General features: G+C 71.4%; 17 protein-coding genes. 7 read left to right on the plus strand and 10 right to left on the minus strand.

From position 1 onward, the window contains the following. Nucleotide 1 precedes the first annotated feature (1 nt). Together CNQ36_RS27575 and CNQ36_RS27580 are read right to left on the minus strand one after the other, a co-directional pair. Nucleotides 2-2,665 (minus strand): cellulose binding domain-containing protein, encoded by a 2,664-nt coding sequence (locus tag CNQ36_RS27575; protein ID WP_121547974.1) that lies wholly within the window; start codon nt 2,663-2,665, stop codon nt 2-4. A 250-nt stretch (nt 2,666-2,915) separates the two neighbouring features. Continuing rightward, complete coding sequence (locus CNQ36_RS27580; protein ID WP_121547975.1) at nt 2,916-5,831, minus strand: glycoside hydrolase family 48 protein; 2,916 nt, start codon at nt 5,829-5,831, stop codon at nt 2,916-2,918. Nucleotides 5,832-6,324: 493 nt separating this feature from the next. Here CNQ36_RS27580 and CNQ36_RS27585 point away from each other — a divergent pair, with 493 nt between their 5' ends. From CNQ36_RS27585 to CNQ36_RS27595, 3 genes are all read left to right on the plus strand, one after another. After that, entirely contained in the window at nt 6,325-8,043 is a 1,719-nt protein-coding gene (locus CNQ36_RS27585; RefSeq protein WP_121547976.1) for a glycoside hydrolase family 6 protein, read from the plus strand. A gap of 167 nt (nt 8,044-8,210) precedes the next feature. Further along, complete coding sequence (locus tag CNQ36_RS27590; RefSeq protein WP_121547977.1) at nt 8,211-9,116, plus strand: class I SAM-dependent methyltransferase; 906 nt, start codon at nt 8,211-8,213, stop codon at nt 9,114-9,116. A 68-nt stretch (nt 9,117-9,184) separates the two neighbouring features. Next, the gene (locus tag CNQ36_RS27595; RefSeq protein WP_004922768.1) at nt 9,185-9,886 is read left to right on the plus strand and encodes an SDR family oxidoreductase; all 702 of its coding nucleotides are present in this window, start codon (nt 9,185-9,187) and stop codon (nt 9,884-9,886) included. A 63-nt stretch (nt 9,887-9,949) separates the two neighbouring features. Here CNQ36_RS27595 and CNQ36_RS27600 read toward each other — a convergent pair whose 3' ends face one another. From CNQ36_RS27600 to CNQ36_RS27610, 3 genes are all read right to left on the minus strand, one after another. Continuing rightward, a complete protein-coding gene (locus CNQ36_RS27600) occupies nt 9,950-10,738 on the minus strand; it encodes an aldo/keto reductase (RefSeq protein WP_121548618.1) in 789 nt (262 codons plus the stop codon). A 125-nt stretch (nt 10,739-10,863) separates the two neighbouring features. Next, complete coding sequence (locus CNQ36_RS27605; RefSeq protein WP_121547978.1) at nt 10,864-12,690, minus strand: AMP-dependent synthetase/ligase; 1,827 nt, start codon at nt 12,688-12,690, stop codon at nt 10,864-10,866. Nucleotides 12,691-12,990: 300 nt separating this feature from the next. Then, entirely contained in the window at nt 12,991-13,860 is an 870-nt protein-coding gene (locus tag CNQ36_RS27610) for a LysR substrate-binding domain-containing protein (protein WP_121547979.1), read from the minus strand. Nucleotides 13,861-14,014: 154 nt separating this feature from the next. On the opposite strand from CNQ36_RS27610, the gene CNQ36_RS27615 reads away from it, so the two are divergent. Beyond that, nucleotides 14,015-15,019 (plus strand): bile acid:sodium symporter family protein, encoded by a 1,005-nt coding sequence (locus CNQ36_RS27615; protein WP_206278585.1) that lies wholly within the window; start codon nt 14,015-14,017, stop codon nt 15,017-15,019. Nucleotides 15,020-15,152: 133 nt separating this feature from the next. On the opposite strand, the gene fdhD is transcribed toward CNQ36_RS27615, so the two are convergent. Genes fdhD through CNQ36_RS27640 form a run of 5 tightly spaced genes read right to left on the minus strand, consistent with a single transcriptional unit; the run spans nt 15,153 to nt 21,683 of the window. After that, a complete protein-coding gene (fdhD, locus tag CNQ36_RS27620) occupies nt 15,153-16,001 on the minus strand; it encodes a formate dehydrogenase accessory sulfurtransferase FdhD (RefSeq protein WP_121547980.1) in 849 nt (282 codons plus the stop codon). A gap of 16 nt (nt 16,002-16,017) precedes the next feature. Further along, the gene (locus CNQ36_RS27625; protein ID WP_121547981.1) at nt 16,018-16,878 is read right to left on the minus strand and encodes a 2Fe-2S iron-sulfur cluster-binding protein; all 861 of its coding nucleotides are present in this window, start codon (nt 16,876-16,878) and stop codon (nt 16,018-16,020) included. After that, nucleotides 16,875-18,806 (minus strand): NADH-ubiquinone oxidoreductase-F iron-sulfur binding region domain-containing protein, encoded by a 1,932-nt coding sequence (locus CNQ36_RS27630; RefSeq protein ID WP_121547982.1) that lies wholly within the window; start codon nt 18,804-18,806, stop codon nt 16,875-16,877. Before CNQ36_RS27630 ends, CNQ36_RS27625 begins: the two co-directional genes overlap by 4 nt. Continuing rightward, the gene (locus CNQ36_RS27635) at nt 18,787-20,715 is read right to left on the minus strand and encodes a molybdopterin oxidoreductase family protein (protein ID WP_121547983.1); all 1,929 of its coding nucleotides are present in this window, start codon (nt 20,713-20,715) and stop codon (nt 18,787-18,789) included. The genes CNQ36_RS27630 and CNQ36_RS27635 overlap by 20 nt, the downstream gene beginning before the upstream one ends. After that, nucleotides 20,712-21,683, minus strand: a complete 972-nt coding sequence (locus CNQ36_RS27640) for a 2-dehydropantoate 2-reductase (protein ID WP_121547984.1) — start codon at nt 21,681-21,683, stop codon at nt 20,712-20,714. Before CNQ36_RS27640 ends, CNQ36_RS27635 begins: the two co-directional genes overlap by 4 nt. Nucleotides 21,684-21,890: 207 nt before the next feature. On the opposite strand from CNQ36_RS27640, the gene CNQ36_RS27645 reads away from it, so the two are divergent. The 3 genes from CNQ36_RS27645 to CNQ36_RS27650 all read left to right on the plus strand — a co-directional run bounded on the left by CNQ36_RS27645 (nt 21,891) and on the right by CNQ36_RS27650 (nt 24,475). After that, the gene (locus tag CNQ36_RS27645; protein WP_121547985.1) at nt 21,891-23,231 is read left to right on the plus strand and encodes an OFA family MFS transporter; all 1,341 of its coding nucleotides are present in this window, start codon (nt 21,891-21,893) and stop codon (nt 23,229-23,231) included. Further along, nucleotides 23,200-23,340 (plus strand): MFS transporter small subunit, encoded by a 141-nt coding sequence (locus tag CNQ36_RS34840; protein WP_163013379.1) that lies wholly within the window; start codon nt 23,200-23,202, stop codon nt 23,338-23,340. Before CNQ36_RS27645 ends, CNQ36_RS34840 begins: the two co-directional genes overlap by 32 nt. A gap of 169 nt (nt 23,341-23,509) precedes the next feature. After that, entirely contained in the window at nt 23,510-24,475 is a 966-nt protein-coding gene (locus tag CNQ36_RS27650) for a beta-ketoacyl-ACP synthase III (protein WP_004922755.1), read from the plus strand. The last annotated feature ends 43 nt before the right edge of the window (nt 24,476-24,518 follow it).

Genomic DNA, 24,518 nt, shown 5'->3' on the forward strand with positions numbered 1-24,518 from the left:
GTCAGCGCACGGCGCAGGTCCTGTCACCCAGCGCGAACGCCGCCGGTCTGGCGTTCGCGCCTGTCCGGCTGCCGGTGAAGCCGAAGGCGGCCGAGGAGCCCGGCGTCACCGTGCCGTTCCAGTCGGTGTTGCGGACCGTCACCGCCGGACCCGTCTGGGTGTGGGACGCGTTCCAGAGCTGGGTGACCTTCTGGCCGTCGGTGAAGGACCAGTTCAGGGTCCAGCCGTTCCAGGGGGTCGAGCCCGTGTTGGTCAGCCGGACGTCGGCCTGGAACCCGTCGGGCCACTCGTTGGTGATCCGGTACGTCACCTCGCAGGCACCGGACGGGCCGGGGTCGGGGCCGGGACCCGGATCCGTGCCGCCGCCGGTGTCCGAGGTGTCGCCGTAGACGATGCCGCGGCCGTTCGTCGCCACGTAGACCCGGCCGTAGACCCGCGGGTCGCCCGTGATGGCCGCGCCCGTCCAGCCCCACTGGTGGGCGTCGTCGTTGACCCGGGTCCAGGTCGCGCCCTTGTCCGTGGAGCGGAAGATGCCGCGCACGCCGCCGATCTCCGCGCTGGTGAAGAGGGTCTGGTACGAGGCGCCCGGCGCCGCCTTGCCGAAGCCGACGGTGTCCGCCTCGCCGACGTTCGCCAGCTTGGTGAAGGTCGCGCCCGCGTCCGTGGAGTGCCACAGGCCGTACGGCCCGTCGCTCGACCCGCCCGCCAGCCAGACGTCGCCCCGCGCACCCGGCAGCGCCTTGAAGCGCACGCTGTCGCCGCTGGGCAGTCCCGTGGCCGGCGAGGCCGTGAACGTCGCGCCGCCGTCCGTACTGACGTAGAACTTGCCGGACTTGAAGCCGTAGAACGTCTTCGGGTCCACCCGGTCGGACTCCACGACCGCGCCGGACGGGATGCCGGCCGACGCCGACCAGGACGTGCCGAACCCGGTCGCGTGGTGCACGCCCGCGCCCTGCGGGCTCCACACGAAGCGGCTGCCGTCGGCCGCCGCCGCGACCGTGCCGCCGCCGCTCACCCCCGAAGGGTCCGTCCCCGCGAACCAGTTGGCGCCGTTGTCGGTGGAGAACGCGATGTGCGGACCGGAGTCCAGGTTGCCCGCCCGCACCACCGTGTCCGGGTTCGACTCGGCGAAGTCCAGACTTGTCGTCGACGTGAAGTTCGGCTGGGTGAACATCATCGACGGCACCTTCGTCAGATCCGTGTGCCGGAAGCCGCCGATGTCGCCGAGCGCGCTGAGCAGCGGGGCGCCCGACGGGGGAGAGGCGAGGTCGTTGACGGCCGTCTCCTCCAGCCCGCGCACCATGGGGGTGATGGTGAACTTCGACCCGGAGTCCCATCTCGTCAGGTTCTCCGTGCCGTAGATCGTCGCGCCCGTCCCGTACATCATCCGGTCCGGGTCGAACGGGTCGATCTCCAGGGCCTCCGTCATCCAGCCCAGCTTCGGGGTCTGTTCGGGCGGCGAGGGGTTCGCTCCCCAGGTCAGCCACGGGGACGAGGAGACGTCCATCGTGTAGCGGTTCTCGCGGTCCGGGTACGAGGTGTAGCTCCACGCCTGGGTCCAGGAGCCGCCGCTGTCCCTGGAGCGGAAGATCTGGGTGTCCGGCCACCAGGAGCTGTACGCCGTCGCCATCACCGTGCCGGGGTTCTGCCCGTCCACGGTCAGGCCGCTGAAGCCGTAGTAGGTGTCGGCCTCCGCCACCGGACTGATGTCCGTCCAGGTACCGGTCGCCGTCGCGTACCGGTACAGCCGTCCCTTGCCGCCGTCGTAGGGGCCGCCCGTGTCGCTGTACGCCAGGTACAGGTAGCCGTTATCGGCGTCGAGGACGCCCTTGTGCGCCAGGTATCCGGTGGGCTGCCCGGCGATCCGCTGCCAGGTCGCGCCCGCGTCCGTCGACCGGTAGACGGCGTTCTCCTTGTCGGCCACCCCGACGTAGACGGTCTTCGTCGCCGTCCCCGCGGTGCCCGTCGACTCGTCGAAGGTGACCCAGACGATGCCCTGGTTGTCGGACGCGTACCCGGACGTGTCACTCGGGTCCTGCCGGTAGTTCCCGGGGTTGGGGAAGGCCTTCACCTGGGACCAGGTGGCGCCCGCGTCGGTCGACCGCCAGAGCCCGTGGCCGCTGGGCGCGCCCAGGTAGAGCACGTCGTTGTCGTGGGGGTCGACCGCCAGCCGTTCGCCCATGCCCCGGCCCGGCATGTTCCCGCCCAGCTTGAACGGCAGGTCCGCCTTCTTCCAGCTCGCGCCCCGGTCGGTGGAGCGCAGCACCGCGCCGTTGCCCGGGTCCCAGTCGTTGGTGTACGTGCCGACCGCCGCGTACACCCGGTCGGGGTCCGCGGAGTCGGAGGCGAGGCTCACCACGCCCGTGTGACCCCAGTCGTCCCAGCCGACCGAGTCCAGCAGCGGGGTCCAGGTCTTCGTGGACTGCTGCCAGCGGTAGGCCCCGCCGATGTCGGTGCGCGCGTAGGCGAGGTTCTTCTCGCTGCGGTTGAAGACGATGCCGGGCACGAAGCCGCCGCCGTCGACGCGGGCGTTCTTCCAGGTGTAGGTGTCGGCGGCGAGGGCGGTGGCCGGCTCCGGCGCGCCGGCGGCCAGGGCGGGCGGGCCGCCCGCGAGCAGACCGGCCGCCAGGGCGAGCACGGCCGTGAGGATGCGGGTTCTTCGCACGGGGTTCCTTCCTCTTGGGGGGAGGGGGAGCGGGGAGAGCGTGCGAGGACCGGGCGGCCCTTGGCGTGGGTGGGGGCCGCCCGGTCGGACGGTCCCGTCGTCCTGTGACGGGACCTGGCGCGGAGCCATCAAGCGCTCAGGAGAAGGAAGCGGTGCTCCAGCGCCCCACAGGGGCGCGAGGAACTGCGCGACCAGCCACGCACGGCCGGCAGCCAAAGAACCGCCCAACCCGCGGAGCGCTTCGCGGGGGCTATTCGAGAAGCTCCGCGTACGAGCCCATGGCCAGGGCGATGTCGGCCTGGGCCCAGAACCGGTGGTACGTGAAGGTGGGCGCGGCGCCGCCCGCCAGATAGGACTCGATCTTCGACCACGCCGGGTCGTCCTGGTAGAAGGAGCGGATCGACTCGAACGTCGACGACGAGTTGACCGCGTCGCCGTTGGGCATGGTGCCGCTCCAGCCGTTCGGCACGTAGACCGGGTCGTCGAAGCGGTTGTAGTCGGCGCGGGTCTCCGGGACGGCGATGCCGAGCGCGTCCTGGTTGTTCGCCCACATGCCGTCGAGCAGCGCCTTGGCGGTCGACGCCGCCTCCGTGTCACCGGAGCGGTCGGCGTAGTACGTCAGCGTCTTGGCGTACGCGGCGGCCACACCGACGTCGTTGGTGTAGTCGGCGACGGAGACGTGCAGTCCGCTGTTGGCGCCGGGCGAGGACGCGTTCCAGGTGTCCGGCTTGCCGGACCACTGCAGCGTCGACGGGATCCGGAAGGAGCCGTCGGGGTTGACCGTGGTCTCCGACAGTGCCCAGTCGACCCACTTGTCGAGGACCGACTTGGCGAGCGCGTTGCCGGTCTGCTGGTACAGCTCGGCGACCCGCTCCATCGACCACGCCTGGAAGCCGAACCACTGGTTGGACGGCGGGTCGTGGTAGACCGGCTTCTCGTCGTAGTGCATGCCGTAGAAGGTCGGCGTACCGGACGGCGGGGTCGTGTACCGGCCCGCCCAGCTGTTGGTCGCACCGCCCGCGATGCCACCCTCGTCGGCCTGCAGCCAGCGGTAGAACTCCAGCTGCCGCTGCATCGACTTCGCCCAGTCGTCCGCGCCCGTCGCCGACTTCGGCTTCAGCGGCGCGTAGTTGCTCAGCGCGTACGCGGCCAGCGGGTTCTGGTAGCCGCCGTGCGCGTGGCTGGAGCCGATGCGCCAGGCCCAGCCCGCCGAGGTGTCGGTGGCACCGCCCCAGGCGTAGTACCAGGACAGCAGGTAGTGCGAGGCGTCCTTGCCGGTGCCGGCCGGGCAGGACGGACTGGTGCAGTTGCCGATCTTCTTGAAGTACTTGTCGTACATGGCGTAGCGCAGATAGTCACCCATCTTCGCGGCCTTGGCGACGGTCGCGGAGACGGCGGCTCCCTTGCCCTGGTCCTTGGCCCACAGGTCCGCCCAGTACGCGGCCTGCACGGCGCGCGCGTCGGCGTCCGGGGCGTTGGTGAACTTCCACTGCTTGGCGTAGGACGCGTCCTTGGTGAACAGGTCCAGGTAGCCGTTGGTGCCGCCGTACTTGAAGGCGTCGCAGGTGGGCTGCGGGACGGTCTCCCACACCGACTCCTGCGGGCCGCGCTGGAAGGTGTTGATGTAGGACGGTCCGGTGTCGGACGGGCCCGCCTCGCACTTGCCGGGCGAGTTGCCGTAGCCGTACACGTTGTCGACGTCCTGGATCCAGTGCATGCCGTAGACGTCGTCGGTGCCGTACGCGGACTTCAGCTCGGACGCGATCGGGTCGGGTCCGACCGAGACACCCGAGTCGAGCTGCGACGGGTACTCGTTCGGGGTGTCGTGCTCGGGCGCGTACGTCGCCGGCTTCGAGGCGTTGTAGAAGGAGTTCGTCGGCTGGTCGGCGTGGGTCGGGATCATGAACTTCTCCATGATGTCCCAGGCCCCGTTGAACTTCGACCAGTCACCGGTCACCTTGCCGTACATCGCCTGCAGCCACAGCAGGTAGCTGTACGCCTCCGAGGTGGTCTCGTGGCCGTGGTCCGGCGCCTCGACGATCAGCGTCTCGACCGAGTGGTACGGGATGCCCTCCGGCGAGAAGTAGCCGTTCGCCGGATTGGTGATCTTCCCGTACAGCTCCAGGAAACGCGCGTCGTAGGTCTTCTCCGCGCCCAGCTGCGTCACGGTGACCGCCGCCTTGGCGTGACCCGGCGCGGAGGACTCGAAGACCGCCGTGCCGCTGCCCGACGTGTCGGCCGCGATCGTCACCTTCTGCGCGGTGTTCCAGTTCGAGGACGTGAAGGTGAGCGACGCGCCGCCGGAGACCGACAGTCCCGAGTTGCCGCTCGCCCGTGCCGTCGTGACGGTCACGTTCGCGCTGGGCTGCTTGGACAGCTTCACCTCGTACGTGCCCGACTCGCCCTGCTGAACGCCGAGTTGGGACGGAGTGGCCACCACGGCGGGACCCGAGGCGACCGTGATGCCGACCGGTGTCGAGGAGGCGGAGGCCCCCATGCTGTCGTACGCCTTCGCCACCAGTGAATGACTGCCCACGGTCAAACCAGCGACCGAGAGCGTGAAGGGAGCGCTGCTGTCGGAGCCCAGCAGTTCGGTGTCGTCGTAGAACTCCACCTTGGTGACGGTGGCCTGGTCGGCCGCCGCGGCGGTGGCGGCCAGCGGGACCGTCTCGCCCTGGGTGTAGACGGCGCCGGCGGCCGGGCTGGTCAGCACGGCGATCGGCGGCTGATGGGCGCCGGCGCAGGTGGTGCCGTTGATCGCGAAAGACGTGGGAGCGGCGTTGCTGCCGCTGTAGGTGAACTGGCCGCCGGTCGTGACGGCGGCGCCGGCGGCGATCCTGCCGTTGTACCCGGCGTCCTTCACGGTCACGGTCCTGCCGGACTGCGACCAGGTGCCGTTCCAGCCGTTCGAGAGCTTCTGATTGCCCGCGTAGTCGTACGTCAGGGTCCAGCCGTCGATGGCGTCCGCACCGCGGTTGGTGAGGGTCAGCTCCGCGGTGAATCCGGAGCCCCAGTCGTTCGTCCTGTAGTCGACGCTGCACTGAACGGCCGCCGCCTGAGCGGGAGTCGAGCCGGTCGACAGCATCGTCAGGGGGAGTGCGAGGGCCGCCGCGGCGGCCGTCAGTAACCGGCGGACGCCGCTGCGTCTCCTGGGTGGGGGATGCATGGTGCTGGTTCCTCCTGCGACTCGGACATGTCAAGCCTTGAACCAGTGGGAGCGCTCCCATAGTGAGGATGGGGTGCGGAGCGGTCAAGCCTTGTGCCGAATCGAAAACATTCGACGGTCCGAGCCGGGTGAAAGTGAGCGGCCCCTCTGTTCTTTGCCGTCACTTGGCGCTAGCTTCATGTGCACCAGTGGGAGCGGTTCCACCAGTCGACGCGTCCGCCACGACGCGTCCGAGCTGCAAGGAGTCGCTCATGCGCCACCCCCCGCGTTCAGTACTTTTAGCCACCCCCGTGCATGTGTGGAGCACCTGACGCGGGGTCGCTCGTTCCCGTGGGATCCATGTGCCGTCCGTGCTGCCCGGAAGCTCCCGGCCGGCGTCACAGGCCTGTCCCGGCATGTCCCGGACGGCACTCCCACCCGTAAGGCACCAGGCCGCGCGGTCGTCCGCGTGTGCCCGAGAAGGACAGCCCCCTACGGATAGGAAACCCGCACCATGAGTCGCACCAGAACCGCGCTTCTCGCCGCCATGGCGCTGGTCGCCGGCGCCACCGGGACGGCGATCGCCGCCGTCCCCGGCGACGCCGGCGCGGCCGCCGTCCCCTGCACCGTGGACTACAAGGTGCAGAACCAGTGGGACACCGGCTTCACCGCCTCCGTGACGATCACCAACAACAGCGCCGCCAAGTCGTCGTGGTCGCTGAAGTGGTCCTACGCCGGGAACCAGAAGGTCACCAGTGGCTGGAACGCCAAGGTGAGCCAGTCCGGCGCCAACGTCACCGCCGCCAACGAGTCCTACAACGGCGCCCTCGCCACCGGGGGTTCCGCCTCCTTCGGCTTCCAGGGCACCTACAGCGGCAGCAACGCCGTCCCCGCCACCTTCACCCTCGACGGTGTGACCTGCAACGTCGACTCCGGCGGTCCCACCGACCCGACGGACCCGACCGACCCGCCGGCCGGCAACCGGGTGAACAACCCCTACACCGGCGCCAAGGTGTACGTGAACCCCGAGTGGTCCGAGAAGGCCGCCGCCGAGGCGGGCGGCAGCCGCATCGCGAACCAGCCGACGGGCGTCTGGCTGGACCGCACCGCCGCCATCAACGGCGTCAACGGCGGGATGAGCCTGCGCGACCACCTCGACGAGGCGCTGCGGCAGAAGGGTTCCGGCGAACTCGTCATCCAGCTGGTCATCTACAACCTGCCCGGCCGTGACTGCGCCGCCCTCGCCTCCAACGGCGAGCTCGGCCCGACGGAGATCGACAAGTACAAGACGCAGTACATCGACCCGATCAAGGCCATCCTCGGCGACTCGAAGTACGCCTCGCTGCGGATCGTCACCACGGTCGAGATCGACTCCCTGCCCAACCTGGTCACCAACGTGACGCCGCGGGCCACCGCCACGCCCAACTGCGACGTGATGAAGGCCAACGGCAACTACGTGAAGGGCGTCGGCTACGCCCTGAACAAGCTCGGTGACGTGCCCAACGTCTACAACTACGTGGACGCGGGCCACCACGGCTGGCTGGGCTGGGACGACAACTTCGGCGCCTCCGCCGACATGTTCAAGCAGGCCGCGACCGCCGAGGGCGCGACCGTCGCCGACGTGCACGGCTTCATCGCCAACACGGCCAACTACAGCGCCCTGAAGGAGGACAACTTCTCCATCAGCGACAACGTGGCCGGCAAGTCGGTGCGCGAGTCCAAGTGGGTCGACTGGAACCGCTACACCGACGAGCTGTCGTACGCCCAGGCGCTGCGCAACCAGCTGGTCTCGATCGGCTTCGACTCGGGCATCGGCATGCTGATCGACACCTCCCGCAACGGCTGGGGCGGTGCGAACCGGCCCACCGGTCCGGGCGCCACGACCAATGTGGACACCTATGTGGACGGTGGCCGGTACGACCGCCGCATCCACCTCGGCAACTGGTGCAACCAGTCGGGAGCCGGGCTCGGTGAGCGGCCGCAGGCCTCCCCGGCGGCCGGGATCGACGCCTACGTGTGGATGAAGCCCCCGGGTGAGTCCGACGGATCGAGCAAGGCCATCGACAACGACGAGGGCAAGGGCTTCGACCGGATGTGCGACCCCACGTACACCGGCAACCCGCGGAACAACAACCACATGTCGGGTGCGCTGCCCGACGCCCCCGTCTCCGGGCACTGGTTCTCCGCCCAGTTCCAGGAGCTCATGAAGAACGCCTACCCGCCGCTGTCGTGACGGGCTGACCAGTGTGGTCCGCCGGGGCCGGGCCGGCCGGGTCCGGCCCCGGCGGACCGCCGCGCGCCTCCGGGGCGCGGCACCGTTTTGCGGGAGCGGCAACGTGGTTTGCTCGTGCCCGGTGCGTCGTCGCACCCTGGCGGCATCCGAGCGGGAGGCTGACCACCATGGCGCACGACCACGACCACGAGCACGACCACAAGCACGGCCACGCGCACAAGCACGGCCACGACGACATCGACTGGGCCGAGATGGCCCCCCTGCTCGAATCGCAGGCCGAACTTTTCACGCCCCTGTACGAGCGGGCCCTCAGCTGGCTGGCGAAGGAGGTGACGGAACCGGGACTGATCGTGGACGCGGGCAGCGGGCCCGGCGTCATCGCGTGTCTGTTCGCCGAGACCTTCCCCGGCGCGCGGGTCGTCGCCGTCGACGCCTCCGGACCGCTGCTGGAGCGGGCCAGGGACCGGGCCGGACGCCAGGGCGCCGCCGACCGCTTCGACACCGTCACCGGTGAACTCCCCGGCGTGCTCGGCGAACTGGACTACCCGGCCGACCTGCTCTGGGCCAGCCGCAGCATCCACCACCTCGGGGACCAGGCCGCCGCGCTGGCCGCCTGCGCGGAGCGGCTGGCGCCCGGCGGCACGCTGGCCGTGCTGGAGGGCGGGCTGCCTCCCCGTTACCTGCCCCGCGACATCGGCTTCGGCCGGCCCGGACTGCAGGCGCGGATCGACGTGGTGGAGCAGGAGCGGTTCAGCCGGATGCGCGCCGAACTGCCCGGCTCGGTGGCCACCGTCGAGGACTGGCCCGCCCTGCTGACCTCGGCCGGCCTGCACCACCCCCGTTCGCGCACCTTCCTCCTCGACCTCCCCGCCCCCGCCACGGACCGCGCCCGCGCCTATGTGGCCGACACCCTCGCCCGCACCCGCGAGATGTTCGCCGAGGACCTGGACGCCGGCGACCTCGCCGCCCTCGACCGCCTTCTCGACCCCGGCGACGCCGCGAGCGTGCACCACCGCCCGGACGTGTTCCTCCTCGCGGGGCACACCGTCCACGCGGCGGTGCGGCCCGTGTGACGACTTGACTTCGAGAGCTCTCCAAGTGATGGACTCCCCGGCACGCAACGACACACAGGGGGTTTTCCATGACCGACTCTCCGGTCACGCTCATCACCGGCGGCGGCAGCGGTATCGGCGCCGCCGTCGCCCGCAGGCTGCTGGACGCCGGACAGCGGGTGGCCGTCACCGGACGGGGCGAGGAGCGGCTGCGCCGGTTCGCCAAGGAGTGCGGGGAACCGGACGGCCTGCTGACCCTCCCCGGGAACGCGGCCGAGTACGACGACGTGCGCTCGGCGGTCGGCACCGTGCTGACGGAGTTCGGACGGCTGGACACCGTCGTCGCCAACGCGGGCTTCGCCACCGCCGACTCGGTGGCCGAGGGCGACCCCGCCGGGTGGACCGACATGGTGCTCACCAACGTCCTCGGGCCCGCCCTGCTGATCAGGGCCTCCATCGACGCGCTGAAGGAGACCCGCGGACGGATCGTCCTGGTCGGCAGCGTCGCCGGGTTCGTCCCCACGCCGGGCAACCTCTACGGCGCCACCAAGTGGGCGGTGACCGGGCTCGCCGAGAACACCCGCAGGCAGGTCACCGAGTGGGGCGTCGGCGTGACCCTGGTCGCGCCCGGCCGTGTGGAGACCCCGTTCTGGGACGCCCACGGCAGCCTCCCGCCCGGCCATCTGCTCACCGCCGGCCAGATCGCCGACTCCGTCGTGTGGGCCATGGCGCAGCCGGCCGGGGTCGACGTCAACACCGTGGTCGTACGGCCCCTGGGCCAGCCCAACTGACCGCCTCCGCCCGGACGCGCGACGGCCTCCCCCGCGGTGGGGGAGGCCGTCGCGCGTGCGCGGTCAGCTGTTGACGTCGGCCGGGTCCGAACCGATCCGGCGGTCCTCGTTCAGCGCGCTGATCGCGGCCAGGTCCTCGGTGTCCAGGCTGAACCCGAAGACGTCGATGTTCTCCTCGATCCGGGACGGCGTCACCGACTTCGGGATGACGACGTTGCCGAGCTGCAGGTGCCAGCGCAGCACCACCTGGGCCGGGGTCCGGCCGTGCTTCTGCGCGATGGCCACCACCGCCGGGATCTCCAGGATGCCCTTGCCGGAACCGAGCGGTGACCACGCCTCCGTGGTGATGCCGTGCTCCGCGTGGTACTCACGCGCGGCGTTCTGCTGCAGATGCGGGTGCAGCTCGATCTGGTTGACCGCCGGGACGACCGACGTCTCGCCGAGCAGGTGCTCCAGGTGCTCCGGGGAGAAGTTGGACACGCCGATGGCGCGGGTCCTGCCGTCGGCGAGCAGCTTCTCGAACGCCTTGTACGTGTCGACGTACCGGCCCCTGGCGGGCATCGGCCAGTGGATCAGGTAGAGGTCCACGTACTCGAGACCGAGCTTGGACAGGGACGTGTCGAAGGCGCGCAGGGTGGAGTCGTACCCCTGGTCGCTGTTCCAGAGCTTGGTGGTGACGAAGAGGTCCTCGCGCGGGACGTCCGACCTCGCGATGGCCTTGCCCGTGCCCTCCTCGTTGCCGTAGATCGCCGCGGTGTCGATGCTGCGGTAGCCGGCCTCCAGAGCCGTCGTCACGGCCGTCTCGGCCTCCGCGTCCGGAACCTGCCAGACGCCGAAGCCCAGCTGGGGCATCTCGACGCCGTTGTTCAGGATGATCGGGGGGACCTTGCTCACGAGCTCTCGATCCTTCGGTTGTGGACAGGTGTTACCCCCATCGTCAACGATCACGGCCCGTGGCGCATTCCTGACCGCGGAATTCATGCCCGGTAGAGCGCCTCGACCTCGTCCCCGTAGGCCCTCTCGATGGCCCTGCGCTTCAGCTTCAGCGACGGTGTGAGCAGCCCGTGCTCCTCGGTGAACGGCTGCGCCAGTATCCGGAACGTGCGGATCGACTCGGCCTGCGACACCAGGGTGTTGGCCGCGACCACCGCGCGCCGCACCTCCGTCTCCAGATCCGCGTCGCGCACCAGCTCGGCCGCTGACAGCCGCGGCTTGCCGCGCATCGCCAGCCAGTGCTCGACCGCCTCCTGGTCGAGGGTGACCAGCGCGGCGACGTACGGACGGTCGTTGCCGACGACGATGCACTGGTTGACCAGCGGATGGTCCCGCACCCGCTCCTCCAGCACGCCCGGCGAGACGCTCTTGCCGCCGGAGGTCACCAGGATCTCCTTCTTGCGCCCGGTGATGGTGAGGTAGCCGTCCTCGTCGAGGGAGCCCAGGTCGCCGGTGGCGAGCCAGCCGTCCCGCAGCGTCTCGTCGGTGGCCTTCGGGTTGTTGAGGTAGCCCTGGAAGAGGTTGTCGCCGCGCAGCCAGATCTCGCCGTCGTCCGCGATGTGCACGGTGACTCCGGGGATCGCCCGGCCGACGGTGCCGTAGCGGGTGCGCTCGGGCGGGTTGGCGGTGGCCGCCGCGGTGGACTCGGTCAGGCCGTAGCCCTCGTAGATCTGCACGCCCGCGCCCGCGAAGAACAGCCCCAGCCGGCGGTCCATCGCCGAACCGCCCGACATCGCGTTGCGGATCCGTCCGCCCATCGCGGCCCGGACCTTGCCGTAGACCAGCTTGTCGAAGAGCTGGTGCTGCACGCGCAGGGCCGCGGAAGGGCCCGGCCCGATGCCCCAGGCCTTCGCCTCCACCGCCTCCGCGTACTTCACCGCCACGTCGACGGCCTTCTCGAACGGACCGGCCCTCCCCTCCTTCTCGGCCTTGCGCCGGGCCGCGTTGAACACCTTCTCGAAGATGTACGGCACGGCCAGGATGAAGGTCGGCCGGAAGGCCGCCAGGTCGGGCAGCAGCGCCGCGGCGTGGAGCTGCGGCTGGTGGCCGAAGCGGACCCGGCCGCGGATCGCCGCGACCTCCACCATCCGCCCGAAGACGTGCGCGAGCGGCAGGAACAGCAGCGTCGCCGCCTCGTCGCCCCGGCGGGAGTGGAACACCGGCTCCCAGCGCTCGATGACGGTGTCCGCCTCGTACATGAAGTTGCCGTGCGTCAGGACGCAGCCCTTGGGACGGCCGGTGGTGCCCGAGGTGTAGATGACCGTCGCCACCGAGTCGGGCGTGACCGCCTGCCGGTGCCGGTGCACCACCTCGTCGTCGAGGTGCGCGCCCGCGTCGTACAGCTCCTGCACCGCGCCCGCGTCGAGCTGCCACAGCCGGCGCATCCGCGGCAGCCGGTCGATGACCGTGGCGATCGTCATCGCGTGGTCCTCGTGCTCCACGACCGCGGCCGTCACCTCCGCGTCGTGCAGCATCCAGAAGCACTGCTCGGCGGAGGACGTGGGGTACACGGGCACGACCTGCGCGCCGACCGTCCACAGCGCGAAGTCGAAGAGCGTCCACTCGTACCGGGTGCGGGACATGATCGCTACCCGGTCGCCGAACCGGACACCGCCCGCGAGCAGGCCCTTGGCGAGGGCGAGCACCTCGTCGCGGAACCCGGCGCTGGTCACGTCCCGCCAGCGCCCCGAGTCGTCCTTGCGGCCCAGCGCGACGTACGACGGGTCCTCCTCGGCATTCCGGAAGACCACGTCGGCCAGACCGCCCACCGGAGGCGGCAACGCGGAAGGAGGGTTGGTGAACTCGCGCAATCCCGCTCCCCGCTCCCTGGCGCCCGGACTGGATGCGGCGACGCCCTCGTCCCGCACGGCGCGGTGAAAGCTACCCCACGGAAACCGGGGGCGGGAGGGGGAGGAGCGGCGTGTGAAGGGGCCGTCCGCGCTGGTCAGTGAGGGAAAAAGCGCCCACGGGGGGAGGGTTCGGGCACATTCCTGACGGTCGAGTAAGTTTCGGTGCCCTGATCTCCACCGAATCTGTACGACCGCATGACCGGCCCTTGGGGTGGGCGGAGCGGTCCCCCACCAGATGCAGCGCGCGCGGACGCCGATCCGTCACCCTCCGCCGCGGTGCAGCCGGTCGCCGCCCGCGAGGATCGCCGCCGCCAGCGCGTCCGCCGCGCCCTGCGCGGAGGGCCTGCGCCGCCCGTGCACCAGCACGAAGTCCACCTCGCCCGGCTCCGGCAGCCCCGCCCGCTCCGGCATCCGCACCAGCCCCGGCGGGATCAGCCCGCGCGAGTGCACCATCACCCCGAGCCCGGCGCGGGCCGCCGCGAGCAGGCCGTTGAGGCTGCCGCTGGTGCACACGATGCGCCACTGGCGGCCCTCCCGCTCCAGGGCGCGCAGGGCGAGGTCCCGGGTGATGCCCGGCGGCGGGTACACGATCAGGGGCACCGGACGGCCGGGGTCCGGGCGCAGTCCCGGCGCGCCGATCCACACCAGCTCGTCGTGCCAGACCAGCTCGCCCCGCGGATCCTCCGGCCGCCGCTTCGCCAGCACCAGGTCCAGCCGGCCCGCCGCCAGCCGCTCGTGCAGGATGCCCGACAGCTCGACCGTCAGCTCCAGATCGACCTCCGGATGCTCCTGGCGGAACCGCTTCAGGATCTCCGGCAGCCGGGTCAGCACGAAGTCCTCCGACGCGCCGAACCGCAGCCGTCCGCGCGGCCGGGTGCCGGTGAAGAACTGCGTCGCCTGCTCGTGCACGTCCAGGATCCGCCGGGCGAAGCCGAGCATCGCCTCACCGTCCTCGGTCAGCTCCACCGAGTGGGTGTCCCGGGTGAACAGCTGCCGCCCGGCGGCGCCCTCCAGCCGCCGTACGTGCTGGCTCACCGTCGACTGGCGCAGCCCGAGCCGCCGCGCGGCCTGCGTGAAGCTCAGCGTCTGCGCCACCGACAGGAAGGTGCGCAGGTGAGTGGGGTCGTACATGCCGCCAGGGTAGCCCCGGCCATCGCGGATCGTGATGACAGTGAGAGCGGTGTGCGGGATTCCCGATCACGGAAGAGGGGAGCAGGATGGGGAGGGGACGACCATGAGTACGAGCAAGTGGAGCACCGTGAAACGCCTGCACCGGCCGCGCTGGATGCCGATCGACCCGTACATCGCGCTGCTGCTCGGGACCGTGGGCCTCGCGGCGCTGCTCCCCGCGCGTGGGACGGGCGCGGACATCGCCTCCGGCGCCTCCACGGCCGCGATCGCCTTCCTGTTCTTCCTCTACGGCGCCCGGCTCTCCACCCGCGAGGCCCTGGACGGGCTGAAGCACTGGCGGCTCCACGGCACCGTGCTGGCCTGCACCTTCGTCGTCTTCCCGCTGCTGGGTCTGGCCGCCCGCGGATTCGTCCCGGTGTTCCTGACCGACCCGCTCTACCAGGGACTGCTCTTCCTCACCCTGGTCCCCTCCACCATCCAGTCGTCGATCGCGTTCACCTCCATCGCCCGCGGCAACGTGCCCGCCGCGATCTGCGCCGGCTCGTTCTCCTCGCTGGTCGGCATCGTCGCCACCCCGCTGCTCGCGGCGGCGCTGCTGGGCGACAGCGGGGGCGGGTTCTCCGCGGGGTCGCTCGTGAAGATCGTGTTCCAGCTGCTGGTGCCGTTCGTCGCCGGGCAGCTGCTGCGCCGCTGGATCGGCTCCTTCGTCGCCCGCCACCGCAAGGTGCTGGGGCTGGTCGACCGGGGCTCGATCCTGCTCGTCGTCTACACCGCGTTCAGCGAGGGCATGGTGCAGGGCATCTGGCACCAGGTGAGCCCGGCCCGGCTCGGCGGACTGCTCGCCGTCGAGGCCCTGCTGCTCGCGGTGATGCTGCTGCTGACCTGGTACGGCGCCAAGGCGCTGCGGTTCGGCCGGGCGGACCGGATCGCCATCCAGTTCGCCGGCTCGAAGAAGTCGCTGGCCGCCGGTCTGCCCATGGCGAGCGTGCTGTTCGGGGCGCACGCCGCGCTGGCCGTGCTGCCGCTGATGCTGTTCCACCAGATGCAGCTGATGGTGTGCGCGGTGATCGCCAAGCGCCGCTCGCACGACCCGGAAGCCGAACCCGCGGCGGACCGGGCCGGACGGTCACCGGCCGGGGCCGGCACCCGTCCCGGCTGAGCGCCTCCAGGCGCCCGCCGGCGCACGTCATGGCCGGACGGCGGCGCCCGGCGAGGTCCGAGGCGGGGCCCCGCGGCGCAGGGGGCGCTCCCCGCCGGCGGGGCCCCCGCCGCCGTGCAGCGGGGGAGACCGGTCAGCCCCGGGCGGCCGCGGCCCGCAGGGCGATGCGGTCCTCACCCGCGTACACGTTCATGGAGCTGCCCCGCAGGAAGCCCAGCAGCGTCAGGCCCGTCTCCGCCGCCAGGTCCACCGCCAGCGACGACGGCGCCGAGACCGCGGCCAGCATCGGGATGCCGGCCATGACCGCCTTCTGCGCCAGTTCGAACGAGGCCCGGCCGGAGACCATCAGGATGGTCCGGGACAGCGGCAGGCGCCCGTCCTGCAGGGCACGGCCGACCAGTTTGTCGACCGCGTTGTGCCGTCCCACGTCCTCCCGTACGTCCAGCAGCTCGCCGTCCTCGTCGAACAGGGCCGCCGCGTGCAGGCCGCCGGTGCGGTCGAAGACCCGCTGGGAGGCGCGCAGCCGGTCGGGCAGGCCCGCCAGCAGTTCGGGGCCCACGCGCAGCGGCGGGGTGTCGGCGATCGGATGGCGGGTCGTGGTGCGCACGGCGTCCAGGCTGGCCTTGCCGCACAGACCGCAGGAGGAGGTGGTGTAGACGTTGCGCTCGAGCGTGATGTCGGGGATCACCACGCCGTCGGCCGTCTTCACGTCGACCACGTTGTAGGTGTTCGTCCCGTCGGCGGTCGCCCCGGCGCAGTAGACGATGTTCCGCAGGTCGGCGTCGGTCGCGAGCACTCCCTCGCTGACCAGGAAGCCCGCCGCCAGCGCGAAGTCGTCGCCCGGTGTGCGCATGGTGATGGCGAGGGGCCTGCCGTTCAGCCTGATCTCCAGGGGTTCCTCGGCGACGAGCGTGTCGGGGCGGCTGGAGACCGCTCCGTCCCGGATGCGGAGCACCTTGCGTCGTTCCGTGACTCGTCCCATGTTCCCTCAGTCCCGATCAGTCCCGGTTCTGTACGTGCTGGTACCCGAAGCGGCCCTTGATGCACAGATTGCCGTGGGTCACCGGATTGTCGTGCGGCGAGGTGACCTTCACGATCTCATTGTCCTGCACATGGAGGGTGAGGTTGCAGCCCACACCGCAGTACGCGCACACGGTCGTCGTCTCCGACTGCCGCGACTCGTCCCAGGTACCCGCCGCCCGCATGTCGAACTCCGACTTGAACGACAGGGCCCCCGTGGGACAGACCTCGATGCAGTTGCCGCAGTACACGCACGCCGAGTCGGTCAGCGGGGCGTCGTGCTCGACCGCGATCCGGGCGTCGAAACCGCGGCCCGCGACCGAGATGGCGAAGGTGTTCTGCCACTGGTCTCCGCAGGCGTCCACGCACTTGTAGCAGAGGATGCACTTGCCGTAGTCCCGGACGTACAGGTCGTTGTCGACCCTCGGCTCCTCGTCGACGCGGGCCGCGTCCGGGCCGAAGCGGTCCGGTTTCGCCTCGTACTCCTTGAGCCATCCGGCGACCCGGGGAGTCGTCGACAGGTCGACGGAGGACGCGAGGAGTTCCAGGACCACCTTGCGGCTGTGCCGGGCCCGCTCGGTGCCGGTGCGCACCTCCATGCCGGGCTCGGCCCTGCGGGAGCAGGCGGGGACCAGGGTGCGGGAGCCCTCGACCTCCACCACGCAGACCCGGCACGCGTTCTTCGGGGTGAGGGTGTCGCCCTCGCAGAGCGTCGGGACGTCCTTGCCCGCGGCCCGGCAGGCGTCCAGGATCGTCGACCCCTCGGGCGCCCGGACCGGCTCTCCGTCCAGGGTGAACTCCAGCAGACGGCGCGGGATCCCCAGCGGTGTCACGGTCATTCGTACGCTCCCAGACGGTCGATGGCGGATTCCACGGCGTTCCACGCGGTCTGGCCCAGACCGCAGATCGAGGCGTCCCGCATGGTGCGGCCGACCTCGCGCAGCAGGGCGATGTCGTCGGCGGCGCCGTCGCCGGTGCGGTCGGCGATCCGGTGCAGCGCCTCCTGCTGGCGTACGGTGCCGACCCGGCAGGGGACGCACTGGCCGCACGACTCGTCGCGGAAGAACTCGGCGATGCGCAGCAGGAGGCGGGGGAGCGGCACCGTGTCGTCGAAGGCCATGACCACTCCGGAGCCGAGGGTGGTGCCCGCCTCCCGGGTGCCTTCGAAGGTGAGGGGGATGTCCAGTTCGTCGGGGCGTACGAAGCCGCCGGCCGCGCCGCCGAGGAGGACCGCCCTGAGGTTGTCCCGTACGCCGGCGAGCCGCAGGAGTTCGCCCAGGGTGGCGCCGAACGGGAGCTCGTAGACGCCGGGGCGGGCCACGCTGCCGGAGACGCAGAACAGCTTGGGGCCGGTGGACTTCCCGGTGCCGATCGCCGCGTAGGCCTGGGCGCCCATGGTGAGGACGGGCAGGACGTTGACCAGGGTCTCCACGTTGTTCTCGGCCGTCGGCCTGCCGAACAGGCCCTTCTCCACCGGGAAGGGCGGCTTGGAGCGGGGCTCGCCCCGGTGGCCCTCGATGGAGTTGAAGAGCGCGGTCTCCTCGCCGCAGATGTACGCGCCCGCGCCGCGCCGGATCTCGATGTCGAAGGCGTAGCCCTGGCCGAGGACGTCGTCGCCGAGGAGGCCGCGGGCGCGGGCCTGGCCGATGGCGTGCTCCATGCGGCGCAGCGCCCGGGGGTACTCGCCGCGGAGGTAGAGGTAGCCGCGGTGCGCGCCGGTCGCGTAGGCCGCGATGGTCATCGCCTCGACCAGGGCGTACGGGTCGCCCTCCATGAGCACACGGTCCTTGAAGGTGCCCGGTTCCGATTCGTCGGCGTTGCAGACGAGGTAGTGCGGGTGGTCCGGCTGGGAGGCCGTGGCCTGCCACTTGCGGCCGGTGGGGAAGGCGGCGCCGCCGCGGCCGGTGAGGCCGGAGTCGGTGACCTCGCGGATGACGCCCGCGGGGCCGAGGGCGAAGGCGCGGCGGAGGGCCGTGTAGCCGCCGTGGGCCCGGTAGTCGTCGAGGTCGGCGGGGTCGGCCGTGCCGACGCGGCGAAGGAGGGTGAGGGCGGGGTCCCCGGCCTGGGGGACGGCGGTGGCGGGCGGGGGTTCGGGGGGTGCGGTCTCGGGGGCGGTGGCTGCTCGAACCGCCGTGTCGGGGGTGGCCGGGGCGCATACGGCTGTGGACCTTTGTGTTGTCCGCCCCCGCCGCCCCTTCCCGTTCCCCTCCCCCGGGGGCTGCGCCCCCGGACCCCCCTGCGGCCCTGGACGGGCCTCGTCCTCGAACGCCGGACGGGCTGTTTCACCGGCCCGGATTGCCAAGGCCGCCGGTGCCCTTTCGCACAGACCCAGGCAGGCGCTGCGTTCCACCTGGACGCCGGACCCCGGGGCCAGGCGGGACTCGACGTCCGCGCACAGCCCGGCCGCTCCCGCCGCCGTGCAGGCCAGGTCCGTGCACACGTGCAGAACCGTCGCCGGGCGGGGGCGGACGGAGAACATCGCGTAGAAGGTGGCGACGCCGTACGCCTCGGCCGGGGGGACCGTGAGGCGGCGGCACAGGTAGTCCAGGGCGCCCTCGCTGATCCAGCCGACCCGGTCGTTGACCGCGTGCAGCCCGGGAAGCAGCAGGTCGCGGCGGTTGCGGGCCTCGCGGCCTCCCCGGGCCCATCTGAGGTCCGCGTCGGAGCGGTCGGCGCCCTCCCAGGACGACTCCGGGGGACCGAGCAGGGCGTCGACGGCCGCGCGTTCCTCGTCCGTCGGCTTGCTGTCACCGAAGCGCAGGTCCACTGGCACTCACCTTCTCGATCCGGATCGCCGACGCCTTGAACTCCGCCGTCCCCGCGATCGGGCAGTTCGCCTCGATCGTCAGCCGGTTGGTGTCCACCTCGTCGGGAAAGTGGAAGGTCATGAACGCGAGCCCCGGACGGAGTCCCGTGTCCACCCACACCGGGGCCAGCACCGAACCGCGCCGCGAGGTCACCCGCACCCGCTCGCCGACCACGACGCCGTACCGCTCGGCGTCCTCCGGGCACAGCTCCACGTACTCGCCGCGCCGCAGGGGGGAGGCGTAACCGCCGCTCTGCACGCCGGTGTTGTAGGAGTCGAGCCGTCGGCCCGTGGTCAGCCGGATCGGGTACTGCTCGTCGGTGAGGTCGACCGGCGGGTCGTGCCGGACGATCCCGAACGGCGCCGGTCTGCCGCGCCGTTCCGGGTCCGTCTCCCACAGCCTGCCGTGCAGGTAGGGCGGTTCCAGCGTGTCCGTGTGGGGGCAGGGCCACTGGATGCCCTGGTGTTCCGCCAGGCGCTCGTAGGTCATCCCGTAGTGGTCGGGGGAGACCGAGCGCAGTTCGTTCCAGACCGCCTCGGCGTCCGGGTACTTCCAGTCGTGGCCGAGCCGGGCGGCCAGTTCGCAGAGGATGTCGATGTCCTCGCGGGCCTCGCCCGGCGGCGTCACCGCCCTGCGGACCCGCTGCACCCGCCGCTCGCTGTTGGTGGTGGTCCCCTCGGTCTCCGCCCAGCCGGCGGTGGCCGGCAGGACCACGTCGGCCAGCTCGGCGGTCTTGGTCAGGAAGATGTCCTGGACCACCAGGAAGTCCAGCTCCCTGAGCCGGCGCACCGCCTGTTCGCCGTCCGCCTCCGACTGGGCCGGGTTCTCCCCGATGCAGTAGACGGCGCGCAGCGAGCCGTCCTCCATCGCCTCGAACATCTCCGTCAGGTTCAGCCCGTAGTGCGGCTGGATGACGGTGTCCCAGGCGGACTCGAACTTCAGCCGGACGCCGCCGTCGAGGATGTCCTGGAAGCCGGGCAGGCGGTTGGGGATCGCGCCCATGTCGCCGCCGCCCTGCACGTTGTTCTGGCCGCGCAGCGGCTGCAGCCCCGAGGCGTAGCGGCCGACATGGCCGGTGAGCAGGGAGAGGTTGATCAGGGCGCGGACGTTGTCGGTGCCGTTGTGGTGCTCGGTGATGCCGAGCGTCCAGCAGAGCTGGGCGCGCTCGGCGCGGGCGTAGGCGTGCGCCAGTTCGCGGACGGCGGCGGCCGGCACGCCCGTCACCTTCTCCGCGAGGGACAGCGTCCACGGCTCGACGAGTGCCCGGTACTCCTCGAAGCCGGTGGTCGCCCGCAGTACGAACGCCTCGTTGACCAGGCCCGAGTGGATGATCTCGCGGCCGATCGCGTGGGCCATCGGGATGTCGGTGCCCACGTTCAGCCCGAGCCAGCTCTCCGCCCACTCGGCGGTGGAGGTCCGGCGCGGGTCGACCGCGTACATCCGGGCGCCGTTGTGGACGCCCCTCAGCACGTGCTGGAAGAAGATCGGGTGCGCGAAGCGGGCGTTGGAGCCCCACATCACGATGACGTCGGTGTGCTCGATCTCCTCGTACGACGAGGTGCCGCCGCCCGAGCCGAACGCGGCCGACAGACCGGCGACGGACGGGGCGTGACAGGTGCGGTTGCAGGAGTCGACGTTGTTGGTGCCCATCACCACCCGGGCGAACTTCTGCGCCACGTAGTTCATCTCGTTGGTCGCGCGGGCGCAGGAGAACATCCCGAACGCGCCGCGCGCCGCCGCCAGGCCCCGGGCGGTCCGGTCCAGGGCCTCCTCCCAGGTAGCCCGGCGCAACGGCGCGTCGCGCGCGTCGCGGACCAGGGGGTGGGTGAGGCGGGTGTAGGTCTTCGGGCTCCGGTCGCGTTTCCTCATGCCGCGCTCCTCAGTGCGAGCAGGTCCGACAGGGCGTGCACGGTGCGCAGGGTGGGCACCGGGACACCGGTGATCTCCGCCAGTTCGACGACTGCCGCGAGCAGGACGTCGAGTTCGAGCGGCTTGCCGCGCTCCAGGTCCTGGAGCGTGGAGGTGCGGTGGTCGCCGACCTTCTCGGCGCCCGCGAGCCGGCGCTCGATGGAGACGCCGACGTCGCAGCCGAGGGCGCCGGCGACCGTCAGCGTCTCGGTCATCATCGTCTCGATGACCTGGCGGGTGCCGCCGTGCAGGCACATCTGCCGCATGGTGGCGCGCACGAGGGCGCTGATCGGGTTGAAGGAGATGTTGCCCAGCAGCTTCAGCCAGATGTCGTTGCGCAGGTCCGGCTCGACCGGGCACTTCAGCCCGCCGGCCCGCATCGCCTCGCTGAGCGCCAGACAGCGCGCGGAGACACCGCGGCCGGGCTCGCCGATCGAGAACCGGGTGCCTTCCACATGCCGTACGACGCCCGGCTCCTGGAGTTCGGTGGCCGCGTAGACGACGCAGCCGACGGCCCGTTCGGGCGCGAGCACCGCACTGACCGCGCCGTCCGGGTCCACGCTCTCCAGGCGGCGGCCGTCATAGGGGCCGCCGTGCCGGTGGAAGTACCACCAGGGGATGCCGTTCTGGGCGGCCACGACCGCCGTGGTGCCGTGCAGCAGCGGCTCGATCAGCGGCCCGCACGCCGCGTACGAGTTGGCCTTCAGACCCAGGAACACGTAGTCCACCGGGCCGACTTCGGCCGGGTCGTCGGTGGCGTGGGGACGCGCGGTGAAGTCGCCGCGCGGGCTGCGCACCCGTACTCCGTACTGCCTCATGGCCGCCAGATGCGGTCCACGGGCGATGAGATGCACGTCGGCGCCCGCGCGGTGGAGCGCGGCACCGACGTAGGCGCCGATCGCCCCGGCGCCGAGGACTGCGACTTTCATGGCGGGGGGAGCTCCGTCCGGTCGAGGGATACCGAGGAACTGCTGGGAGCCGCCGCATCCGGGTCGGCTCGGTGTGCTCGGCCGACTTGGTCGACGAAATATTGTCTACAGTATGGAGGGATCCCCAGCAAGGCTTTGTGCAGCACCGGTGGTTGTCTGTTGAACCGTCTTCTCAAGGGCCCCATCCGTCCCTACGGTTGGGGACTCATGAGTCCCCCCGTCGCACCGCCGGGCTGGAGCCGCTGGCTCGTGCCCCCCGCCGCCCTCTCCGTCCACCTCTCCATCGGCCAGGCGTACGCCTGGAGCGTGTTCAAGCCCCCGCTGGAGTCCGCGCTCGGCCTGAGCGGCACCCAGAGCGCGCTGCCGTTCCAGCTCGGCATCGTCATGCTCGGCCTGTCGGCCGCGTTCGGCGGCACCCTCGTCGAACGGCGGGGACCCCGCTGGGCGATGACCGTCGCCCTGGTCTGCTTCTCCTCCGGCTTCCTGCTCTCGGCGCTGGGCGCGGCCACCGAGCAGTACTGGCTGATCGTCTTCGGCTACGGCTTCGTCGGCGGCATCGGCCTCGGCATCGGGTACATCTCGCCCGTCTCGACGCTCATCAAGTGGTTCCCGGACCGGCCCGGCATGGCCACCGGCATCGCCATCATGGGCTTCGGCGGCGGCGCGCTGATCGCCTCGCCGTGGTCGGCGCAGATGCTCGAGTCCTTCGGTTCCGACAACGTTGGCATCGCGCTCGCGTTCCTCGTGCACGGACTGACGTACGCCGTGTTCATGCTGCTCGGCGTGGTGCTGGTGCGGGTCCCGCGCGGCACCCGCCCGGCGGCCGGCGGGACCGCCGCGCTCGACGGGCCGCAGGTCTCGGCCCGTTCCGCCGTGCGCACCCCGCAGTTCTGGCTGCTGTGGATCGTGCTCACCATGAACGTCACCGCGGGCATCGGCATCCTGGAGAAGGCCGCCCCGATGATCACCGACTTCTTCGCCGACACCTCCACGCCGGTGTCGGCGACCGCCGCCGCCGGATTCGTCGCCCTGCTGTCGGCGGCCAACATGGCCGGACGCATCGGCTGGTCCACCACCTCCGACCTCATCGGCCGGAAGAACATCTACCGGGTCTACCTGGGCGTCGGGGCGCTGATGTACGCGCTCATCGCGCTGCTCGGCGACTCCTCCAAACCGCTGTTCGTGCTGTGCGCGCTGGTGATCCTCTCCTTCTACGGCGGAGGATTCGCCACCGTCCCGGCGTATCTGAAGGACCTCTTCGGCACCTACCAGGTCGGCGCGATCCACGGTCGGCTGCTCACCGCCTGGTCCACGGCCGGCGTGCTCGGCCCGCTGATCGTGAACTGGGTCGCCGACCGGCAGGAGGAGGCGGGCCGGCACGGCTCCGACCTGTACGGGGTGTCGCTGATCGTCATGATCGGGCTGCTCGTCGTCGGCTTCGTCGCCAACGAGCTGGTCCGGCCCGTCCACCCCCGTCACCACGAACCGGGACCCGGCACATCGAAGGAGGACGCCGATGAGCGGCGAGAACAGCCCAAGTCCGTCTGACCCCGGCCGCCGGGGGCTGATCGCCTTCTCCTGGCTGTGGGTGGGAGTGCCGCTCGCCTACGGGCTGTACGAGCTCGTACGGAAGGCGACGCAGTTGTTCACCGGGTGATCCGAACGAGAGGCCCTAGGCGTCCCGGGCGGTCCGCAGGGCCCGCCCGGCGCCTGACGGAATTCGACAATCCGCACCCACGTTTCCTGTCGCTTCACCTGCCCTCGTACCGGTGAGTCACTGATCAGACTGGTGCATCCCGCATCCGACCACCGAGGGGGACCCACCCATGATCGGCTCGCGCATCGTCGCCGTCGGCCACTACCAGCCCGCCCGGGTGCTCACCAACGAGGACCTGGCGGGCATGGTCGACACCAGCGACGAGTGGATCACGAGCCGGGTGGGCATCCGCACCCGCCACATCGCCGGCCCCGACGAACCGGTCGACGAGCTGGCCGCGCACGCCGCCGCCAAGGCGCTGGCGGCGGCCGGCCGGACACCCGCCGAGATCGACCTGGTGCTGGTCGCCACGTCCACCGCCATCGACCGGTCGCCCAACATGGCCGCCCGGGTCGCGGCGCGCCTCGGCATGCCCGGGCCCGCCGTGATGGACATCAACGTGGTGTGCGCCGGGTTCACCCACGCCCTCGCCACCGCCGACCACGCCGTACGGGCCGGCGGCGCGAGCCGGGTGCTGGTCATCGGCGCCGACAAGATGACCGACGTGACCGACTGGACCGACCGCACCACCTGCGTCCTGGTCGGCGACGGGGCGGGCGCCGCCGTGGTGGAGGCCTGCGACCCGGTGACCGCGGGCGACGGGGACGCGCCGGCGGGGATCGGCCCGGTGCTGTGGGGCTCGGTGCCCGGGATGGGGCACGCGGTGCGGATCGAGGGGACACCGCCGCGGTTCGCCCAGGAGGGGCAGAGCGTCTACCGCTGGGCGGCCACCCAGCTGCCGGTGGTGGCCCGTCAGGCCTGCGAGAAGGCGGGGCTGGCGCCCGCGGACCTGGCCGCGGTGGTGCTGCACCAGGCCAACCTGCGCATCATCGAGCCGCTGGCGCGGCGGCTGGGCGCCGTCAACGCCGTCGTCGCCCGCGACGTCACCGAGTCCGGCAACACCTCGGCCGCGAGCATCCCCCTCGCCTTCTCCAAGCTCGTCGAACAGGGCGCGGTGTCGACCGGTGACCCGGTGCTGCTGTTCGGCTTCGGCGGGAACCTGTCGTACGCGGGGCAGGTCGTGCGCTGCCCGTGAACGCCGCCGGGCCGTCCACCGCAGGGGTGTGACGAGGCCGACT

The organism is Streptomyces fungicidicus (assembly GCF_003665435.1).
Taxonomy (GTDB): Bacteria; Actinomycetota; Actinomycetes; order Streptomycetales; family Streptomycetaceae; genus Streptomyces; species Streptomyces fungicidicus.